At 44.2% G+C, this 20,435-nt stretch carries 15 protein-coding genes; 6 read left to right on the top strand and 9 right to left on the bottom strand.

Annotation, left to right across the window (positions count from 1 at the left end):
• Positions 1 to 85 precede the first annotated feature (85 nt).
• Together trmA and putA are read right to left on the bottom strand one after the other, a co-directional pair.
• Positions 86 to 1,168 (bottom strand): tRNA (uridine(54)-C5)-methyltransferase TrmA, encoded by a 1,083-nt coding sequence (gene trmA / locus NI470_RS08950; RefSeq protein WP_005246572.1) that lies wholly within the window; start codon positions 1,166 to 1,168, stop codon positions 86 to 88.
• Positions 1,169 to 1,352: 184 nt separating this feature from the next.
• Positions 1,353 to 5,108, bottom strand: a complete 3,756-nt coding sequence (gene putA, locus NI470_RS08945) for a trifunctional transcriptional regulator/proline dehydrogenase/L-glutamate gamma-semialdehyde dehydrogenase (RefSeq protein WP_253148166.1) — start codon at positions 5,106 to 5,108, stop codon at positions 1,353 to 1,355.
• Positions 5,109 to 5,226: 118 nt separating this feature from the next.
• Between putA and NI470_RS08940 the strand changes: the two genes are divergently transcribed.
• Positions 5,227 to 5,721, top strand: a complete 495-nt coding sequence (locus NI470_RS08940) for an Lrp/AsnC ligand binding domain-containing protein (RefSeq protein WP_253113326.1) — start codon at positions 5,227 to 5,229, stop codon at positions 5,719 to 5,721.
• 78 nt (positions 5,722 to 5,799) lie between these two features.
• Here NI470_RS08940 and putP read toward each other — a convergent pair whose 3' ends face one another.
• A complete protein-coding gene (gene putP / locus NI470_RS08935) occupies positions 5,800 to 7,308 on the bottom strand; it encodes a sodium/proline symporter PutP (RefSeq protein ID WP_253148167.1) in 1,509 nt (502 codons plus the stop codon).
• A 421-nt stretch (positions 7,309 to 7,729) separates the two neighbouring features.
• Between putP and aspA the strand changes: the two genes are divergently transcribed.
• The 5 genes from aspA to NI470_RS08910 all read left to right on the top strand — a co-directional run bounded on the left by aspA (position 7,730) and on the right by NI470_RS08910 (position 15,414).
• A complete protein-coding gene (gene aspA / locus NI470_RS08930) occupies positions 7,730 to 9,172 on the top strand; it encodes an aspartate ammonia-lyase (protein WP_253148203.1) in 1,443 nt (480 codons plus the stop codon).
• 129 nt (positions 9,173 to 9,301) lie between these two features.
• A complete protein-coding gene (locus tag NI470_RS08925; protein ID WP_253148168.1) occupies positions 9,302 to 9,667 on the top strand; it encodes a hypothetical protein in 366 nt (121 codons plus the stop codon).
• 123 nt (positions 9,668 to 9,790) lie between these two features.
• Positions 9,791 to 13,249: a transcription-repair coupling factor gene (gene mfd / locus NI470_RS08920; RefSeq protein WP_253148169.1), complete on the top strand. Its 3,459-nt coding sequence runs from the start codon at positions 9,791 to 9,793 to the stop codon at positions 13,247 to 13,249.
• A gap of 229 nt (positions 13,250 to 13,478) precedes the next feature.
• The gene (locus tag NI470_RS08915) at positions 13,479 to 13,913 is read left to right on the top strand and encodes an HIT domain-containing protein (RefSeq protein WP_004646760.1); all 435 of its coding nucleotides are present in this window, start codon (positions 13,479 to 13,481) and stop codon (positions 13,911 to 13,913) included.
• A gap of 55 nt (positions 13,914 to 13,968) precedes the next feature.
• Positions 13,969 to 15,414 carry an adenylate/guanylate cyclase domain-containing protein gene (locus NI470_RS08910; protein ID WP_180038714.1) on the top strand — a complete coding sequence of 482 codons (1,446 nt, stop codon included), beginning with the start codon at positions 13,969 to 13,971 and terminating at the stop codon, positions 15,412 to 15,414.
• Between the two features lie 90 nt (positions 15,415 to 15,504).
• Here NI470_RS08910 and fdx read toward each other — a convergent pair whose 3' ends face one another.
• From fdx to NI470_RS08880, 6 genes are all read right to left on the bottom strand, one after another.
• Positions 15,505 to 15,843, bottom strand: coding sequence for an ISC system 2Fe-2S type ferredoxin (gene fdx / locus NI470_RS08905; RefSeq protein ID WP_071851034.1), 339 nt, complete (start codon positions 15,841 to 15,843; stop codon positions 15,505 to 15,507).
• Between the two features lie 15 nt (positions 15,844 to 15,858).
• Positions 15,859 to 17,718, bottom strand: a complete 1,860-nt coding sequence (hscA, locus tag NI470_RS08900) for a Fe-S protein assembly chaperone HscA (RefSeq protein ID WP_253148170.1) — start codon at positions 17,716 to 17,718, stop codon at positions 15,859 to 15,861.
• A gap of 34 nt (positions 17,719 to 17,752) precedes the next feature.
• The gene (hscB, locus tag NI470_RS08895) at positions 17,753 to 18,268 is read right to left on the bottom strand and encodes a Fe-S protein assembly co-chaperone HscB (protein ID WP_005107161.1); all 516 of its coding nucleotides are present in this window, start codon (positions 18,266 to 18,268) and stop codon (positions 17,753 to 17,755) included.
• Between the two features lie 103 nt (positions 18,269 to 18,371).
• Positions 18,372 to 18,692, bottom strand: a complete 321-nt coding sequence (iscA, locus tag NI470_RS08890) for an iron-sulfur cluster assembly protein IscA (protein ID WP_005107159.1) — start codon at positions 18,690 to 18,692, stop codon at positions 18,372 to 18,374.
• A gap of 34 nt (positions 18,693 to 18,726) precedes the next feature.
• Entirely contained in the window at positions 18,727 to 19,113 is a 387-nt protein-coding gene (gene iscU, locus NI470_RS08885; protein WP_004279815.1) for a Fe-S cluster assembly scaffold IscU, read from the bottom strand.
• A gap of 104 nt (positions 19,114 to 19,217) precedes the next feature.
• Positions 19,218 to 20,435, bottom strand: a complete 1,218-nt coding sequence (locus NI470_RS08880) for an IscS subfamily cysteine desulfurase (protein WP_004279813.1) — start codon at positions 20,433 to 20,435, stop codon at positions 19,218 to 19,220.

Raw genomic sequence — 20,435 nt, 5'->3', positions numbered from 1 at the left:
TATTAAACATATGATTTTAAATATAAAAAATGGAGCTTTAAAAAGCTCCATTATTGTAACAATATAATAAATTGAAACAAACTCTTTATACTTTTTCTAATAAGACACCCGTCTCAACATGGTGCGTATACGGGAACTGGTCAAACATGGCGAACTTGCTGATTCTATGCGTTTGAGACAACTGTTTCAGATTGTCATATAAGGTATCTGGATTACAAGAAATGTAAATAATACGCTGGAAACGCTGTAACAGTTTCAGCGTTTCATCATCAATACCAGCACGCGGTGGATCGACAAATACCGTATCAAAATCATAAGTCGAAATGTCAATTTGTGCTTCCTGCAAACGACGGAAAACACGTTCGCCATTATAGGCTTGAGTGAATTCTTCGGCAGACAGACGCGCAACCTGAATATTTTCAATCTGGTTCTGCTCAATATTCCACTCAGCTGCATAAACTGAAGATTTGGCTAATTCAGTGGCCAAAACACGGCGGAATTTGGTCGAAAGCGGCAGGGTAAAGTTCCCATTGCCACAGTAGAGTTCCAGCAAATCTTTATCTGATTGTTCCGCTGCATCACATGCCCATTCCAGCATTTTTTGACAAACTTGTGCATTCGGCTGAGTGAAGCTGCTTTCGATCTGCTTGTATTTATAGCGACGATCAAAGACCGATAGCTCTTCCACCACATATTCATCAGTCAGGACGAATTTCTGGCCACGGCTTCGGCCAATCAGTTTGATATTCAGCTTTTCCGCCAGGGCTTTCGCGGCAGGTTCCCAGCTTTCATCCAGCTTGCGGTGATAAATCAGGGATACCAGAACCTGACCACTTAACGTCGCCAGAAAATGGACTTCAAATAGACGATGACCCAGATTGGCATCTGCCTTGAATGCTGCCAGTAGTTGCGGCATCAAGTCATTAATACTGCGGTCTGCAATTGGAAATTCATCAATACGAATCACTTTTTTATTGTTGTTTTCGTCACGTTCGAACATGGCATAAAACAGATCATCTTCAGTATGCCAGATCCGGAATTCAGCACGCATGCGGAAATATTTTTCAGGAGACTGGAATACTTCTAAAGCAGGTGGTTGATATTCGGCAAACTGAGCGCTGATGCGTTCAATTTTGGCTTCAAGTTGTTGCTGATAAGATGAAGTCATATGCAGTAAGAAATCGCAAATATTTTAAAGCGCAAATGGTAGCAAAAAATTGCCGATCTGCCTAAGCCTATTGTAGTCAAGCCGCTTTAAAAGCTGCATAAAAAAGACCAAACCTTCTGAGGAGAGAGGTTTGGCCATAAAGAGGAAAGATTTAAGCTAAAAATGCTGAGATGATTGGACTGATTTAGAGATTATCCATCGTCATCAAGCTGGCATTGCCGCCTGCCGCCGCCGTGTTGATACTGATCGCGCGTTCAATCACAAATCGCTCGACCGGAATATCATAGTTGCCCGAAGTTAAATGGGTGATACCAATAATTGGACCTTGGCGTGTTGCAATGCGTTTCTGCAAGTCAATCAGTTCAGTAGTGTCACCATGATGCAGGACGGCCTCGAATACACCTGTTTCAATATCCCGGACCACTTTAAATTGCTTGCTAACCGCGGCTGGCATGGTTGGTAAATATTTCAGAATAAAAGTATTGTTTGCCAGTACCGCAGGACGACTGCCAACCGATAAAATCGCCAGAATTTGCTGAATCTGGTCTTGATCCCTATGTGCTAACGAGAGAACGCTTTCACGTGGCAAGATCATGTACTGATTTTCCTCACCGGTTGGACCTTGCAGGCTAAAGCTTTGACCAGTCGCAATTTGCATAGGTGCTTTTAAAGATAAAGTTGGGAAAGTTTTAGCTAACCAAGCTTTAAACTCCTGAACAAGGTGATTTTCAACAAGGGCTGGCTCCGCTTGAACTGCATAAGGCTGAGCCAGTTTTTTCTCGGATACGTGATGCATTAAACGGTAGATATACAACGGGCCACCCGCTTTCGGGCCGGTGCCGGACAAGCCTTCACCGCCAAATGGCTGGACACCCACGACAGCACCAACGATATTGCGGTTGATATACAGGTTGCCGACTTCTGCTCGCGCAATCACGGTTTGCATGGTTTCATCAATGCGCGTGTGCAAACCCATAGTCAGGCCATAGCCCTTACTGTTGATCTGCTCTAATAACTGTTCCAGTTCGCCATATTTATAGCTGATCAGATGCAGTACCGGACCAAATACTTCACGTTCCAGATCATCCAGATTCGGCAGTTCAATCAGGGTTGGTACAATGAATGTTCCTGAAGTTAATTCTGTCTGGTCTTGATTAAACGTCAACTGATGAACTTTATGACCTTTGCTGCGCATCTGCTCAATATGCTTTTGGATATTTTGTTGGGCTTCTGCATCAATCACTGGACCAATATCGGTTTTAAGCAAGATCGGATTGCCAACACGCAACTGTTGCATGGCGCCTTTAAGCATGTTGCGCACAGCCTCCATATTATCCTCTTGAACACAAAGGACACGCAGGGCAGAACAGCGCTGACCGGCACTGTCATAAGCAGAGCTCACAACATCCAGCACCACCTGTTCAGTCAGTGCAGATGAATCCACAATCATGGCATTTTGACCACCGGTCTCAGCAATCAGGGTGACGCTTTCTCCAAACTGGTTTAGCCGTTCTGCAACGGTTTTTTGCAGAATTTGTGCGACCTCGGTGGAACCGGTAAACATGATGCCTTGAATACGCGAATCTGCAGTGAGCTGCGCACCAATGGTTTCACCGCGCCCAGGTAGCAGCTGTAACACATCCTGCGGAATACCGGCTTCCCATAAAATCTGCACGGCTTGTGCTGCAATCAGCGGCGTTTGTTCAGCTGGTTTGGCAATCACAGTATTACCTGCCACCAGTGCCGCTGAAATCTGACCGGTAAAAATTGCCAACGGGAAATTCCATGGACTGATACACAGCACGGTGCCTAAAGGCTGGATCTGTACATTATCGCTAAAATCCAAAACTTGAGCTGCATAATAACGCATGAAATCTATCGCTTCACGTACTTCGGCAATGGCATTGGCATAGGTTTTACCTGCTTCACGGGAAAGAAGAACCATGAGCGGAAGCAAACGCTGTTCCATCAGTTCTGCGGCTCTATTCAGGCAGGCAGCACGCTCATTTTTTGGCAGATTGGCCCAGAAACTTTGTGCATTAACTGCTTGGGCGAGTGCAATTTCGGCCTGTTCAGAAGTTACTTCATAGACCGTGCCGACCACATCCTGATGTTGTGCCGGATTGATCACTGTAACTGCATGGGTCGTATCCACGCTGCTAAATGCCGTTCCCATAGCAGCTGCCTGAAATTGCGTACTTGCCAGACTGGATGCGACTTCATTTAAAATACTGAGTTCAGCATCATTGGCCAAATCGAGTCCTGAAGAGTTAATGCGTGCATCAGCATAAAGATCTTGCGGATAAGGAATACGAGGATGCTTGGCACCCAATACGCTTTCCTGTTTTGACGCCTTTAAAATGGTTTGCTGTGGATTTTCAATTAAATCCTCAATGTTTAAAGTTTTGTCGGCAATACGATTGACGAAGGACGTATTAGCACCATTTTCCAGTAAACGGCGTACCAGATAAGCCAATAAGGTTTCATGATTGCCGACTGGCGCATAGATCCGGCAGGGTACACCGAGTTTATTTTTCGATGGGTCGCCCACGACATTTTCATATAGCGGTTCGCCCATGCCATGCAGACATTGAAACTCATATTGGCCGGCATAGTATTGCTCGGGTTGCGCCAGTTGATAGATCGTCGCTACCGTTTGTGCATTGTGAGTGGCAAATTGCGGGTAGATGTAATCCGGTTCAGCTAGCAGCTTACGCGCACAAGCAATATAAGACAGATCCGTATGCACCTTACGAGTAAATACCGGATAATCTGACATTCCATCAATTTGGGCTTTCTTGATTTCGCTGTCCCAATATGCGCCTTTGACCAGACGAATCATCAAGCGTTTCTGGCTGCGCTTCGCCAGATCAATGATGTAATCCACTACATAGAAGCAGCGTTTCTGATAGGCCTGAATCACAAAGCCAATGCCTTTCCAGTCCTGTAATTGTGGTTCAAAACACAGGCGTTCTAACAGTTCCAGCGAAATTTCAAGGCGATCGCTTTCTTCAGCATCGATATTTAAACCAATATTGTATTGCTTGGACAAGACCGCGAGTTTCAGTACTTTTGCATAGAGCTCATCATGCACGCGATCCATTTGTGAGCGCTGATAACGTGGATGCAGCGCAGAGAGCTTGATAGAAATTCCGGGACCATCATAAACATCTTTATCCTGCGAAGATTGACCAATGGCATGAATGGCTTGCTGATAATCCTGATAATAACGTTCAGCATCCGGATCGGTCAGTGCAGCTTCACCCAGCATGTCATAGGAGTAGCGGAAGCCTTTTTCTTCAAGCGGTTCGGCATTTTTTAATGCTTCATCAATGGTTTCACCCGTAACAAACTGCTCGCCCATCATGCGCATGGCAACATCCACGGCCTTACGGATAATCCTGCGGCCACTGCGTGCCAAAAGGCCAGTTAATAAACTAGACAGGCTTTTTTGCTGTGGGGTTTCCATCAGCTTGCCAGTCAGCATCAGTCCCCAGGCGGCCGCATTCACAAACATCAGCTGACTCTGGCCCAAATGTTCTTTCCAGTTACCTTGATTGATTTTGTCTCGGATCAGCAGGTCACGTGTGGCTTTGTCCGGAATCCGCAGCAAGGCTTCTGCCAGACACATCAGAGCAATGCCTTCCTGAGAAGATAAAGAAAATTCCTGCAATAAGCCCTGTACGATACCGGCTTTCCCAGTGGAACTTTTGCGCTCACGCAAGGAATGTGCGAGATCAAAGGCAAGCGCCTGAATCTTGTCACTCATCTCGGAAGAAATTTCACTATGGGCCAATAACTCTTCGACGCATTCAGTTTCAGCACGACGCCATGCCGTATTAATACGTTCTTCGTATTGGTTTTTATGTTTAAATTCAGCAATATAATTCGAGTGCTGGGCTGAATCTAAAATTGAATCTGGGCGGAGAGTGGTTGGCATAGTGACTTCCTGTACTGCGTCAATCAGTTCTTTGAGGTGAATGAGTTTTAATCTATAATCACAGAATATTTGACGAATATCTCACTATAGTTTTCGCTTTTTTTAGAGAATAATTTTAATGCCAAGTCCTTATTTGAACCTTGACCGTATAGATATTCGTATACTGGGTTTATTGCAATCCGATGCCAAGCTCTCCAATATCAAACTGGCTGAACTGGTCAATCTGTCGCCTACGGCAGCCTTGGCGCGTGTACAAAAGCTGACCCGGGAAGGTTTTATTGTGGGCTATGAAGCGCGCCTCAATCCAATAATGTTGAATAATGGTTTTGTGGTCTTTGTTGAAATTTTACTGGATAAAACCACACCGAATGTTTTAGATGAATTTTCCCATGCAGTTCGGCAGATTCCTGAGATTATCGAGTGTCATATGATCAGTGGCGGTTTTGATTTTGTGGTGAAAATCCGCTGTGCCAATATGGACGAGTTCCGGAAAATTTCAGGTCAGATCTTGTGGCAATTGCCCGGAATTAAAGAAACGCGCAGTTATCCGGTGATGGAAGTAATTAAAGAAAGTCAGCAGATCCATCTGAAAATGCCGGGAAAAGCTAAATAATTCGCAACCGCTTCATCCGAAAAGATAAAAATATAAAAGGGACAATTCAGTCCCTTTTATATTCAAGTAAGAAGATGATTATTTTTCCATTTCTGCCATTTCTTTTTGATACTCGGCTTTAGCCATTTCAAAACGATGTACTACATCTTCACTAGGTGCTTTATCCAGCAGACTGACGATGATAATGCTGAGGGTAGCCAGAATAAAGCCCGGAATAATCTCATACAGACCGGTATCACCCATGTAATTTTTCCAGACAATTACAGTCACGGCACCGACCACCATACCGACAATCGCGCCGTTGAGGGTCATTCGTTTCCAGAATAGCGACAAGATAATCAGTGGGCCAAATGCGGCACCAAAACCTGCCCAGGCATAAGCCACCAGTCCTAAAACCTTACTATTCGGATTAATCGCCAGTGAAATGGCAATCAGGGCAATCACCAAGACCATGCCACGACCGACCCAGATCAGTTCTTTCTGTGAGGCATTTTTACGCAGGAAATTCTTATATAAATCTTCGGTCAGGGTGGTTGAGCAGACCAGAAGCTGACAGCTCAAGGTGCTCATAATTGCCGCCAAGATAGCAGCCAGAATGATTCCGGCAATCCATGGATTAAACAGGATTTTGGTCAACTCCATAAATACCGTTTCAGGGTTTTGATTCACCACCGAAGCCAATGCGGGATTGACACTGAAGTAGGCAATACCGATATAACCGGCAGCCACTGCACCGCCTAGGCATAGAATCATCCAGGTCATGCCAATACGGCGTGCAGCAGGAATGGTTTTGACCGAATCTGCTGCCATAAAACGCACCAGAATATGCGGCTGACCAAAATAACCCAAGCCCCAAGCCAGACTGGAAATAATCGCAACGGTGCTTAAACCTTCAAGCATGCTTGAAGCATGTGGGCGAGCCGATTCAAGGATGACACTCACTTGCTGGCTGTTGTCGCCCAGAGCCAAGAAGGTAATGATCGGAGTCAGCAATAAGGCAAAAATCATCAAACCGGCTTGGAATGTATCTGTCCAGCTGATCGCCAAAAAGCCACCAATACAAACATAAAGAATCGTCGCCATCGCACCAATCACAAGCGCTGTGGTGTAATCCCAGCCAAACAGGCTTTCAAACAGTCGTGCACCTGCGACCATGCCTGAGGCACAATAAATTGCAAAGAACACCAGAATCACCAAGGCAGACAAGACCCGTAAAATACGTTTACGATCGGAAAAACGGCTGGTGAAATAATCCGGCAAGGTCAGGGCATTGTTCTGATATTCGGTATGGGCACGCAGTCGACCTGCCACCAGTAACCAGTTCAGCCATGCACCGATAATCAAACCGATTGCAATCCAGGCTTCTGACAGGCCAGACAGGTAAATGGCTCCCGGAAGACCCATCAACAGCCAGCCACTCATATCCGATGCGCCCGCTGAAAGTGCAGTGACCACACTGCCCAGACTCCGTCCACCTAGAATATATTCGTCAAAATTGGAGGTGGCACGATAAGCATATAAACCGATTGCAATCATGGCGATAATATAAAACATGAAGGTAATCAGGGTGGGGTTTAAATAAGTCATAGGCAGGTCATCCTGTAAATATGGAAATCATCGTCCAAGATGATTTTTTGTACTGAGATCGCAAGGAGGTGATTCAAGCATGGTTTAAAAATTACACTCTGTAACAATTACACAGCTTTTATGTATACCTATTGTAAATAGAGTAGTAATTCACTGAAATTGAATTAGGAATAACTTAAGCGGGTAAAAGGCAATACGACGTCGAATTCAGGGGAAAAGTAGAAATTTTGAATAAATAATGAAAATATTTGAATTTTAGCTAACTGCTTACACAATCTTACAAAACTCACAGCTTTAGCGTATTGGTAATAAATCGTAGCAAATCTAGGTTAAAGTCTTCCTATTAGGCCTGTATTTGTTTGCTCATATTAATGTCACACCAAATACGGTGCATCGCCAAGAGTATTTTTTAGTGGACAATATGCTTCAAATCGAACCGACCCGCATTGAACGTGATTTATTGGGGGAAAAACAAATCCCGTTGCATAGCTATTATGGGATTCATACCTTACGTGCCATCGAAAATTTTAAGATTTCTGGATTGGCGGTGGGGCAACAAACGCACTTTATTCGTGCTTTGGCCCAAGTGAAAAAAGCTTCGGCACAAGCCAATCTGCACTTTCAAAAATTGTCCGAGCAGACCAGTACTGCCATTCAGAAAGCTTGTGATGAATTGATTCAGCATCCGGAAGCGTGGCAAACGGCATTTCCACTCGATCCTTATCAGGGCGGTGCCGGAACTTCCATCAATATGAATGCCAATGAGGTAATTGCCAATATTGCACTTGAAATGTCAGGTTATCAGAAAGGCGATTATCACATTCTGCATCCGAATGATCATGTCAATACTTCGCAATCAACCAATGATGTCTATCCAACGGCTTTGCGTCTGGCGACCTATAGCAGTCTAGATGAGTTATTGAGCGTGCTTAAAGCATTGATTGACTGTATCGACCATAAAGCTGCCGAATTTGAATATGTCATCAAGATGGGACGTACCCAGTTACAAGATGCAGTTCCGATGACCATGGAACAGGAATTCCGGGCATTTGCCACCTTATTAAAAGAAGACCTGAAGCTGATTGGGCAGATGCGACAGTTATTGCTAGAAGTCAATTTAGGCGCCACCGCCATTGGGACCGGGGTGAATACACCGCCGGGCTATGCCAAGCAGGTGGTAGAAACCTTGGCGCATCTGACTGGTCTGCCTTTAAAAGGAGCCACAGATTATGTCGAGGCGACCAGTGATTGTGGCGTCTTTATTATTCTGTCGAGCAGTTTAAAACGTCTGGCGGTAAAACTGTCCAAAATCTGTAATGATCTGCGCTTGCTCAGCTCAGGGCCACGTACCGGGCTGGCTGAAATCCGTTTACCCGAATTGCAGGCAGGTTCTTCGATCATGCCGGCAAAAATCAATCCGGTGATTCCGGAAGTTGTGAATCAGATTGCCTTCCGGGTGATTGGTAATGACTTAACCATTACTATGGCTGCGGAAGCCGGGCAGCTACAATTGAATGTCATGGAACCTGTGATTGCCGTGGCGATGAATGAATCGATTCAGTTGTTGACCCAAGGCATGCAAACCTTGAATCAAAAATGTATTGCTGGTATTCAGGCCAACGAGCAGATTTGCTTAAGTTCCGTCATGCGCAGTGTCGGGATTGTGACCTTGCTTGAACCGATTCTGGGACATGCCAAATGTGATGAAATCGGCAAACAATGTATGCGCGAAAATAAAACTGTGCCACAAGTGGTATTAGAGCTAGGTTTATTGAGTGAAGCGCAATTAGAAGAGATTTTTGCATTTGAAAATCTGGTGTCTGAAATCCCTTCAGCAGAGAATCAGCTCGAACAGGTTTCTTAACATACATATACCTATTAAATCGTCTGAAACAGCGAATCGTTGCTATTTTGATAATTTGCCTCAAGTTCAGGATGTGGATTTGAGGCATTTTCATCTAGACTAGAGCCTGAACTATATTTGGCTGGGTAAATGGCGATGTTTGATAAAATCAGTGCATTATTTAAAAGTAATAAACCGACTGCTGCACAGCTATATTTAGAAGAGCAGAATATCCAGTATGTAGAAGGGACTGGTTTTATCGTCGATGGTATTCAACTCAATCAGGAATTGGGTGCACGATTAGAGTATTTGTCCAATCGCCGTTTAAAACAGTTTGATGATTTAAAAGCGTTATATGATACCGCGATGCTAATCAATGAAAAAATTGATCTGGAAATTGCTCATCAGCGTTTTAATGCGACTTTAGGCAATACCAAAGAAAACCTGCTGCAATTCAAAATGATCCTAAAGAAGTTAAATGATTATTATCGTAACTTTCTGCGCGATCAAAAATAAGCTGCAAAAGTGGCTTAAAATCGAAGTATATGGATGTGGCAAGACTGCATAAAAATAACAAAATATCCTGAGATCATCGTGCTAGTATAAGCCTCAGGTTATTTAGACTTTAAAGCTATATCCATGTTCCAACAAGAAATTTCCCAACTCAATTTACCACAGCTCAAAGCAGGCGAGAAACGTTGGTTAGGCAATCTGCAAGGTTCGTCAACTGCATTATTGCTTAAAGAAATCGTGCAGCAGCAATCGCGTTTATTTATCGTGATTGCACGTAATAATCAGCATTTGGGTCAACTGGAAAGTGAACTGGAATTTTATGGGATTAAACCCACGATTTTTCCAGATTGGGAAATCTTGCCTTATGACCGTCTCTCCCCACATCAGGATATTGTCTCGGAACGTCTGGCAATCTTATCCAATATGCCCAAAACTGGCGTACTGTTGCTGTCCGCCTCAACTTTGGCACAACGTGTGGCGCCGACCTCATGGATTCTGGGTGAGCATTTCGATATTCATGTCGGTCAGAAATTTGATCTGGAACAACAAAAGAAAAAGCTGATTCAGGCAGGTTATCATCTGGTCGATACCGTCTATGATCCGGGTGAATTCGCGGTACGCGGCAGTATCATGGATATCTACGCATCGGGACAGGAAGCACCGATTCGGATTGACCTGTTCGATGATGAAATTGAAAGCCTGAAATTTTTTGATTCCGAAACTCAGCGCACCACGCAAAGTTTGCAGCAGTTTACCGTATTGCCCGCACAGGAATTTCCGCTTAAGGAAGGCCGTGCCACTTTCCGTGACCGTTATGCCGAATTTTTCCCGACCGCGAATCCAAAGAAAAACCCGATCTATCAGGATGTGATGGATGGCATAGTCTCACCGGGAATCGAGTTTTATTTGCCCTTGTTTTTCAGCGCTGAAGCCATGCAAGGTCAAAGTTCGCTAATTTCGTACTTACCTAAGAATGGCATTGTCATTACAGATAAGGCTTTGGACGAAAGTCTGAGCCAGTTTTGGCAAGATGTAGTGCGCCGTTATGAAGATCGTCGCCACAATGTCGACCAACCGATCATGCCGCCTGAAAGCCTGTTTTTTCAGACCAATCAAGTGCTGGAGCAGCTGAACCAGTTTGCACGCATCATTGCCGCACAAACATCTTTTGATCAAAAAGCTGGGGTATTGAATCTTGATACCCAGTTGCCACCGCGTCTGCCCGTAGATCCGAAACGTGAAAAACCGTTTCATGAAGTCAAAAAATATATTGATCAGGCTAATCATCCGGTACTGCTGGTGGCTGAAAGTGCTGGACGCCGTGAAAGTCTTAAAGATGCATTAAGACCAAGTCTGGGTGATATCCCCACGGTTGAAAATTTTGATAGTTTTATTCAATCTCTGTATGCAATTGCCATTACCAATGCGCCTTTAGAGCGTGGTCTGGTATTGACCGATCGTGTCAGCGTAATTTCTGAAAATCAGCTGTATGAACATCGCGTGGTACAGCGCCGTCGCAAACGTCAACAGGAAGTTTCCGAAGAGTTTCTGATCCGAAGTCTAACTGAGCTGACCATGGGCGCGCCTGTGGTGCATATCGATTATGGGGTCGGACGTTATGCTGGTCTGGTCACCTTAAGTATTGATGATCAGGATCACGAATTTTTGCAGCTGGATTATGCGGATGCCGCCAAAGTGTATGTGCCGGTGACCAATCTGCATTTAATCAGCCGGTATAGTGGTGGTGATCCGGATCTGGCACCGTTACATAAGCTCGGTACAGATGCTTGGAATAAAGCCAAACGTAAAGCACTGGAACAGATTCACGATGTCGCGGCCGAATTGCTGCATATTCAGGCACGGCGTTCTTCCAAACCTGGAATCAGTTTTGAAGTCGATCAAAGCCTGTATATGCAATTTTCTAGTGGCTTTGCCTATGAAGAAACACTGGATCAGGCCAATGCGATTGAAGCCACACTGCATGACATGCAGCAGGCCAAGCCGATGGATCGACTGGTGTGTGGTGATGTGGGTTTCGGCAAGACAGAAGTCGCGATGCGTGCCGCATTTGTTGCAGTGCAGAATAATCGGCAGGTGGCGATTCTGGTACCAACCACCTTGCTGGCACAGCAGCATTATGATTCATTCAAAGACCGCTTTGCCGACTGGCCGGTCCGGATTGAAGTGCTGTCACGTTTCGGTTCTTCCAAAGCACATACTAAGACCATTGACGACCTCATTGAAGGTAAAGTCGATATTGTGATTGGTACACATAAGATTTTGCAGGAAAATGTCCAGTTTAAGAATCTCGGTCTGATGATTGTCGATGAAGAGCATCGTTTCGGTGTGCGCGACAAGGAGCGAATCAAGGCCATGCGTGCCGATGTTGATATGCTGACACTGACTGCGACTCCAATTCCACGTACGCTGAATATGGCCTTTAGTGGCATGCGTGATCTGTCGATTATCGCCACACCGCCGGCACGCCGTCTTGCGGTGAAAACCTTTGTGCAGGAACATACCGATGACACCATTAAAGAAGCGATTCTGCGTGAATTGCTGCGCGGTGGTCAGGTTTATTTTCTGCATAATGAAGTTGATACAATCGATCGTGCCGCCGAGCATATCCGTAAACTGGTGCCGGAAGCGCGGGTGATTGTGGCCCACGGACAGATGCGTGAACGTGAACTGGAGCAGGTGATGCAGCAGTTCTATCACAAGGAATACAATGTTCTGGTATGTTCGACCATTATTGAAACCGGGATTGATGTTCCGAATGCCAACACCATTCTGATTGAACGTGCCGACAAACTGGGCCTGGCGCAATTACATCAGCTACGCGGACGTGTAGGGCGCTCACATCATCAGGCTTATGCATATTTGATGGTACCGTCATTAAAAGCCTTAAAAGGTGATGCAGAAAAACGTCTGGATGCCATTCAGCGTGCTTCAACTTTGGGTGCCGGTTTTATGCTGGCAACTGAAGATCTGGAAATTCGCGGCGCAGGTGAATTACTCGGTGAACAGCAGAGTGGTTCGATGCAGGCGATTGGTTATAGCCTGTATATGGAAATGCTGGAAAAAGCCACCAAAGCCATTCAAAAAGGTAAAACGCCAAACTTCGACGCACCATTGTCATTGACTGCCGAAATTACCCTGCATATGCCAGCACTGATTCCGGATGAATATCTGGGTGATGTGCATCAACGTCTGTTGTTCTATAAACGCATCAGTAATACCGATACCCAGGAAAAGCTGGATAATATCCGGATGGAATTGATTGATCGTTTTGGTATACCGCCGCAACCGGTCAAACAGCTCTTTGCTGTACATCAGATTCGATTGAAAGCCGAGCAGCTTGGTATTACTAAAATTGATATCAGCAGTCAGGGTGGGCATATTGAATTTGCACCGGATACTCCGGTTCAAGCCATGACGATTATCCAGATGATGCAGAAACATCCGACCTATTTCCGGATGGATGGCGGTCAACGTCTAAAAGTCATGGTCATGCTGGAAGACTATCAAAAGCGGATTCAGTTTATACAGGATTTACTGGACAGTCTGCTTAAAGAATTGCACTGATTTTATTCGATTAAATCAGCCTGAAAATTCAGTTTGGATTTCATTTTCCAATGAAGTTTGCAGGAACAACAGGCTTGATTTTTTTAATGAATTGTTTACAGTAATTGTTGTGATGTGCTTCGCAACAAATCATGAGAATTTGTCTTTAAACACATTGCTTTCAATATTCAGCTTCAGTTGGATATGTTAGTATTAGCCATCATTCTAATTTTGCATCATTTATAAAGATATGTTTAGTTTGCATCCACAACTTGCTCAAGATACGTTTTTTGTAGGCGACTTTCCTTTGTCAACATGTCGTTTGATGAATGATATGCAATTTCCCTGGCTCATTCTGATTCCACGTGTGCCGGGTGTCTCTGAATTATATGAATTGAGCCAAGCTGACCAAGAGCAGTTTTTAAGAGAGTCAAGCTGGTTATCAAGCCAGCTGGCACGTGTTTTCCGTGCAGATAAAATGAATGTAGCAGCGCTGGGTAATATGGTGCCGCAATTGCATTTTCATCATGTAGTTCGTTATCAGAACGACGTTGCATGGCCGAAGCCTGTTTGGGGTACACCTGCTGTTCCTTATAGCAGTGAAGTATTGGCACATATGCGTCAAACCTTAATGCTGGCTTTACGTGGTCAGGGCGACATGCCATTTGACTGGCGCATGGACTAATCAGCCAAGGCATTCCGAGAACCATGAACAGTTGCGGACTTCAGGGAGTGAGTGAGTGCAATTAGACGACTGGATTCAAAAAGAACCCCATCAGTTTGAGTATTTCCATCGCATGATGGGATACATCATGCTGTCTGTGGTTCTGGTCGTCTTTCATTACACTGAACCAGATACCCAGTATCAGCTTTTTGTTCCATTTTTTTTGTTTCTGGTTTTGCTAATTACACCGAAACTATCTCGCTGGCTGATCTATCGTCATGATTATCACATCCGGCGTAATATTCTTTTCCTGATTGATGTCATTGTCATTTCGGTGGTTTTGGCGGCCGTGCATCTGGACTTGGTCTTGTCCTTGCTGGGTCTGGTCGCAGTGCTCTATACCGCGATCAGCAATAAAATTTCATTTATGATGGCATCTCTAGCCAGCCTGATCGGGATTACGCTTTTTTATCTGGCCAATATTCTGGTCTTTGGGTTTAATAATTATTTCGAACCGACCAGCAGTGAGTTGACCGTTTTAGGCTTTATCTGTCTGATTACCTATTTTGGTGTCGGAAGTTTTTATCAAAGTGGTCGTGTGCAATACATGACCCAGAAAAAAGACCATTATTTCGAACAGATGAACCGTTATATGGAATTTGCCAATCAGCTGAGTCGCTATGCGCCCGTGCAGTTATGGCAATCCATTATGAAAGGTGAATCTGAAGCCAAAATTGAATATAAACGTAAAAAGTTGACGATCTTTTTCTCTGATATTCAAGGCTTTACAGAGCTATCTGAAACTCTGATTCCAGATGATTTAGCATTCCTGTTGAATGACTATCTTCGGCATATGACCGAAATCGCTAAAAATTATGAAGCGACTGTCGATAAATTCATGGGTGATGCCATCCTGATTTTCTTTGGTGATCCGAACTCCGAAGGTGTGGAACAGGATGCTAAGAACTGTATGGAAATGGCATTGGCGATGCGTCAGCAAATGAAATTGCTGCGGGAACGCTGGATTAAAATGGGTTATCCGCCACTGCATATCCGCATGGGGATTTCAACCGGTTATTGCCACGTAGGGAATTATGGGGCTACGCATCGTATGGCTTATACCATTGTAGGACGTGATGCCAATCTGGCAGCGCGTTTGCAAAGTGCAGCGGAAGTCGATGAAATCCTGATTTCGGAAGATACTCATAATCTGATCAAAGATGATTATCTTTGTGCACCGAAAAAGCCGATATTCTTGAAAGGCATTAAAGCACCTGTAAGAACCTGGCAGGTCATGGAAAAATATGCGTCTCAGAAAGTCGAGTATCAGCGCTGGTTCGATTATGAATATAAGGGCTTCCATTTATTGCTGAATCTGGATGAAGTGCAAAACTTTGAATATCCTGAGCTGATTCATGTGTTAGAAAAAATGATTAAACGCATTGAAACTCAGCAGAAAATGACCAATTCACAAGGCATTGTCAAACTGAAGCTTGAAGATGAAGTGATTGAACACATTTAAAGTTCATGTAAATTTACTTTAATTGTTTCTTATAAAGAGAAAAAAACCACGCCTGAGCGTGGTTTTTTATTTAACTATGAAACGAAAGTATTAGTGATTTTCTGAAGCATGGTTAATGGTGTATTTTGGAATTTCAATTTCCAGATCTTCACCGTCCAGTTTAACCTGACAAGAAAGACGTGAATCAGGTTCTAGACCCCAGGCACGATCGAGTAAGTCAGCTTCAACATCATCCATTTCTTCCAGGCTGTCAAAACCTTTGCGTACCACTACATGGCAGGTGGTACACGCTGCTGACATATCGCAAGCATGTTCGATTTTAATGCCATTTTTTAGCAGGCTTTCGCAAAGATTGGCATTTTGTTCGACTTCAAACTCAGCACCTTCGGGGCAAATCTGCGCATGTGGAAGAACTTTAATACGTGGCATAGTCGTTACCTTAAATTAGTTTGAGTTTGACCAGTCGTCGAGTTTAGTGCCCTTAAGAGCTGCATCAATATGTTGATTCATACGTGCTGCTGCAAAAGCATCACTATGTATTTTAAGCTGTTCAACGGCAGATTCAATCGCTTTGATATCTGAACCCTGAAGCTGAGTTTCAAGTTGTGCTTGCGCAGTTTGCAGTGCTGCAAGTTGATCTTCAGTCAACAGACCGGCATCCGCTTTGAGTGCCTGAACCAGTGCTTCCAGCTCACGCTGTGCTTCCACTTTGGTTTCATTCAAATGACGAAGATTCTTATCTTCTTCAGCGAACTTATAACCGTCTAGCAACAGACGTTCAGTATCTTCACCCGATAAACCATAAGATGGTTTGATATCGATTTGAGCCGTCACGCCAGAGGTGGTTTCTTTGGCAGATACAGTCAGCAAGCCATCTGCATCGACCTGGAACGTCACTTCAATACGTGCCTGACCGGCAGTCATTGGTGGAATGCCATGCAGGACAAAACGCCCTAAACTACGGCAATGATCAACCAGATCACGTTCACCTTGAACCACATGAATCAACATGGCAGTCTGGCCATCTTGATAAGTCGTAAATTCCTGACGACGAGCGACTGGAATCGCAGTATTACGCGAAATTAATCGTTCAACCAGTCCGCCCATGGTTTCAAGACCAAGAGACAGAGGCGTCACGTCTAATAGTAATGAGCCATCAGTTGAGTTGCCAATCAATTGGTTCGCAGTAATTGATGCGCCAATAGCAACCACTTCATCCGGATTAATAGTGCATAGTGGTTCTTGATTGAATACTTCACGCACGGCTTTTTGTACTGCATAAGAACGGGTTGAGCCACCGACCAAAACGACATTTTGAATGTCATCCAGTTCAAGCTTGGCATCACGCATCACACGCTTACATACGCTGATGGTCTTATCCAAAGCAACTTTAATGATCTCTTCAAATGTCGGACGGTCAAGCGTCAATACCTGATCAAGCAATTTGAGTTGAACTGAATCTGCATCAGACAAAGCTTCTTTGGCTTTACGTGCTGCAACCACAAAATGTGCATATTCTGCATCATTCAAGGTGTCAATATTCAGTTGTTTCTTGGCCCATTTCAGGATCAAACGATCTAGGTCATCACCACCGAGGGCAGTGTGGCCACCGGTTGCCAGAACTTCAAACACACCTTGACTAAAACGCAGAATCGAAACGTCAAAGGTACCACCACCCAAGTCGTAGATCACATAGTTGCGATCTGTACTTAAGTTGCTTTCCTGATCGAGACCATAAGCAACAGCAGCAGCGGTTGGCTCATTCAACAAACGTAAAACATTCAAGCCAGCAAGTTGAGCAGCATCACGGGTTGCCTGACGCTGTGCTTCATCAAAGTAGGCCGGAACAGTAATAACGGCACCATTGACCGGATTTTGCAGACTGGCTTCAGCGCGGTCTTTCAACTGCTTTAAAATTTCTGCAGAAATCTCAACCGGCGTCTTACGGCCTTGTGCGGTTTCAAAAGCCGGCATTTCATTCGCTTCACCAACCAACGCATAAGGATGCTGGAATTTGATGTCAGCTTTCGAGCGACCCATAAAACGTTTTACAGAAATGATGGTGTTTTTAGGGTCAGTAGTAATGAAAGGCGCAGCTTCATTGCCGTATTGAGTCTGTTGTTCTGCATAATGCACGATAGAAGGAAGTAGCACACGACCTTGTTCGTCATTAAGTACTTTGGCTTTACCTGAAAGAACCGTGGCAACCAAAGAGTGGGTGGTGCCTAAATCGATACCAATCGCAATGCGGTGTTCATGTGGTGCACTTGATTGACCTGGTTCTGCAATTTGCAAGAGAGCCATAGTGTTAAATCCTTTGCACGTTAAATATTAAAAATTAGAAATCATCATCAAGATCAAAGCTGTCATCGTCCAGGAAGCGGTCTTCCGCTTTGTCGATATCGGCCATGACTTTAACGAAGAAGCGTAGTTTGCGCACTGTATCGCGTGCTTCGGCCCAGTCTTCATCCGCATAATCAATTTTGAACTCGCGAACCAAGCCTTCAATCCATTGCTGGACTTCGACTTTCAGTGAAGTTAAATCTTCAGCAGAAGTTGCATCGTCAAGTTGTTCACGAATTTCCAGAGCGTCCTGCAAGAATTCAAAATCACTGATCGACTGATCTAAGTGATAATCCTGTTTCTTGAGAGACAGTAAATACGCTGCACGGCTATCGACCGCTGACAAGGCTTTAAATGCCTGATTGATATCACTTGATTTAATCAGAGCCTGATCTTTGTCTTCAGCTTTATCTGGATGATATTGTTGCTGCAACTTTAAAAATTCAGTCTTTAAAGCCGCCAAATCAATATCGAGTGCTACAGGAAGGTTGAACAACTCAAAATGATTCATGGGAGATGGGATCCGCGATTAATGTGCAAAAATAACTGTATAAATGCAATTAAAACAGTGTGAAACACACTGTTTTAATGTCAAAAGAGAATAACTGCCGGGTTTATACAGTGAAGGATTCACCACAACCGCATTCGCCTTTTTTGTTGGGGTTGTTAAATTCGAAGCCTTCGTTCAAGCCGTTTTTAACATAGTCCATCTCCATACCTTCAAGATAAACCAGACTTTTCGGGTCAACGAATACTTTAACCCCAAACTGTTCAAAGGCTTGGTCATGTGCATCGACTTCATCGACGAACTCGAGCACATAGGCCAGACCAGAACAGCCTGAAGTTTTCACACCAACGCGAATGCCTTCACCCTTACCGCGATTTTTTAAATAATTGCTGATATGAGTTGCAGCATTTTCAGTTAAATGGATCATGAAAACTCCGTTAAAATTTCAAAACGTGGAACAATTAAGCTTTAACTTTCTTGCTACGGTAGTCTTCTACAGCTGCTTTGATTGCATCTTCAGCAAGAACAGAACAGTGTACTTTTACTGGTGGAAGTGCAAGTTCAGTCGCAATATCAATGTTCTTGATCGCTTGAGCTTGATCCAAAGTTTTACCTTTGAGCCATTCGGTCACAAGTGAACTTGATGCGATGGCAGAACCACAACCATAAGTTTTAAAACGTGCTTCTTCAATCACGCCTTCGTCGTTTACCTGAATCTGTAAACGCATCACGTCACCACATGCTGGCGCACCAACCATACCAGTACCAACGTTTTCAGCATTTTTGTCTAAAACGCCAACATTACGAGGGTTTTCGTAATGATCAATTACTTTTTCGCTATAAGCCATGTTGCTTCTCCAAACCTCGGGGTCAGCCTTAGTATTAAATATGGGGGTAAAAAAACTTTTCTCAATGAGATAGCAACGGATTTGTCACTATCTCAGGATGAAAATTAGTGCTCAGCCCACTCAACTTTAGAAAGGTCAATACCTTCCTTATACATATCCCAAAGCGGAGAAAGTTCACGTAACTTCTCAACAGCAGCTTTAGTGATAGTCAATACGTGATCGATATCTTCTTCAGTGGTGTATTTACCAAAGCTGAAGCGGATCGAACTGTGTGCAAGTTCGTCTGAAAGACCCAATGCACGAAGTACATAAGATGGTTCAAGTGTTGCAGATGTACATGCCGAACCTGAAGATACCGCAGCATCTTTCAATGCCATCATCAATGATTCGCCTTCAACGAAGTTGAAGCTAATGTTTAGATAGTTCGCAACGTTTTGTGTTGGATGGCCGTTCAGGAACACTTGTTCAAGACCTTGTAAGCCATTCCACAATTTATCACGAAGTACGCGTAGACGAGTCTGTTCAGCTTCCAGGTTTTTACCTGCAAGTTCAAATGCTTCACCCATACCGACAATCTGGTGAGTCGCAAGGGTACCTGAACGCATACCACGTTCATGACCGCCACCATGCATTTCAGCTTTAAGGCGTACACGTGGGCTACGACGTACAAACAGTGCGCCAATACCTTTAGGGCCATAGATCTTGTGCGCAGAGAAGCTCATCAAGTCTACTTTTAAAGTTGAAAGATCAATTTCAACTTTACCTGCCGCCTGAGCTGCATCGACATGGAAGAAAATCTTGTTAGCGCGAGTGATTTCACCAATCGCTGCAACATCAGTCACAGTACCGATTTCATTGTTTACCATCATCAGGGAAACAAGAATTGTGTCTGGACGGATCGCTGCCTGTACCATTTCAGGCGTAATTAAACCGGTTTGAGGTTGAGGCTCAATATAGGTAATTTCAAAACCTTCAGACTCAAGCTCACGACAGGTATCTAAAACTGCCTTATGTTCGATTTTAGAGGTAACGATATGTTTACCTTTAGATGCATAGAAATGAGCCACACCTTTAAGTGCAAGGTTGTCTGACTCGGTCGCACCCGAAGTCCATACGATTTCACGTGGATCAGCTTTAATTAAATTCGCAACTTGTTCACGTGCATATTCAACTTTTTCTTCTGCTTGCCAACCATACGCGTGTGAACGAGATGCCGCATTACCAAAGGTACCATCGAATGTTAAGCATTCCATCATACGTTCAGCAACCTGAGGATCTACAGGAGTTGTAGCTGCATAATCAAGATAAATCGGACGTTTCAT

This window comes from Acinetobacter lwoffii (genome assembly GCF_024129115.1).
GTDB lineage: Bacteria > Pseudomonadota > Gammaproteobacteria > Pseudomonadales > Moraxellaceae > Acinetobacter > Acinetobacter lwoffii_T.
Note: the sequence above shows the minus strand (reverse complement) of the source record. Positions and strands in the feature narration are given on the sequence as shown.

Bases quoted from the DNA above. Each gene is read 5' to 3' on its own strand.
- putP (WP_253148167.1), bottom strand. From the start codon at position 7,308: ATGACTTATTTAAACCCCACCCTGATTACCTTCATGTTTTATATTATC.
- iscU (WP_004279815.1), bottom strand. From the start codon at position 19,113: ATGGCTTATAGCGAAAAAGTAATTGATCATTACGAAAACCCTCGTAAT.
- NI470_RS08940 (WP_253113326.1), top strand. From the start codon at position 5,227: ATGCCAAGTCCTTATTTGAACCTTGACCGTATAGATATTCGTATACTG.
- trmA (WP_005246572.1), bottom strand. From the start codon at position 1,168: ATGACTTCATCTTATCAGCAACAACTTGAAGCCAAAATTGAACGCATC.
- putA (WP_253148166.1), bottom strand. From the start codon at position 5,108: ATGCCAACCACTCTCCGCCCAGATTCAATTTTAGATTCAGCCCAGCAC.
- NI470_RS08925 (WP_253148168.1), top strand. From the start codon at position 9,302: ATGGCGATGTTTGATAAAATCAGTGCATTATTTAAAAGTAATAAACCG.
- hscA (WP_253148170.1), bottom strand. From the start codon at position 17,718: ATGGCTCTCTTGCAAATTGCAGAACCAGGTCAATCAAGTGCACCACAT.
- aspA (WP_253148203.1), top strand. From the start codon at position 7,730: ATGCTTCAAATCGAACCGACCCGCATTGAACGTGATTTATTGGGGGAA.
- NI470_RS08880 (WP_004279813.1), bottom strand. From the start codon at position 20,435: ATGAAACGTCCGATTTATCTTGATTATGCAGCTACAACTCCTGTAGAT.
- hscB (WP_005107161.1), bottom strand. From the start codon at position 18,268: ATGAATCATTTTGAGTTGTTCAACCTTCCTGTAGCACTCGATATTGAT.
- NI470_RS08915 (WP_004646760.1), top strand. From the start codon at position 13,479: ATGTTTAGTTTGCATCCACAACTTGCTCAAGATACGTTTTTTGTAGGC.
- fdx (WP_071851034.1), bottom strand. From the start codon at position 15,843: ATGCCACGTATTAAAGTTCTTCCACATGCGCAGATTTGCCCCGAAGGT.
- mfd (WP_253148169.1), top strand. From the start codon at position 9,791: ATGTTCCAACAAGAAATTTCCCAACTCAATTTACCACAGCTCAAAGCA.
- iscA (WP_005107159.1), bottom strand. From the start codon at position 18,692: ATGATCCATTTAACTGAAAATGCTGCAACTCATATCAGCAATTATTTA.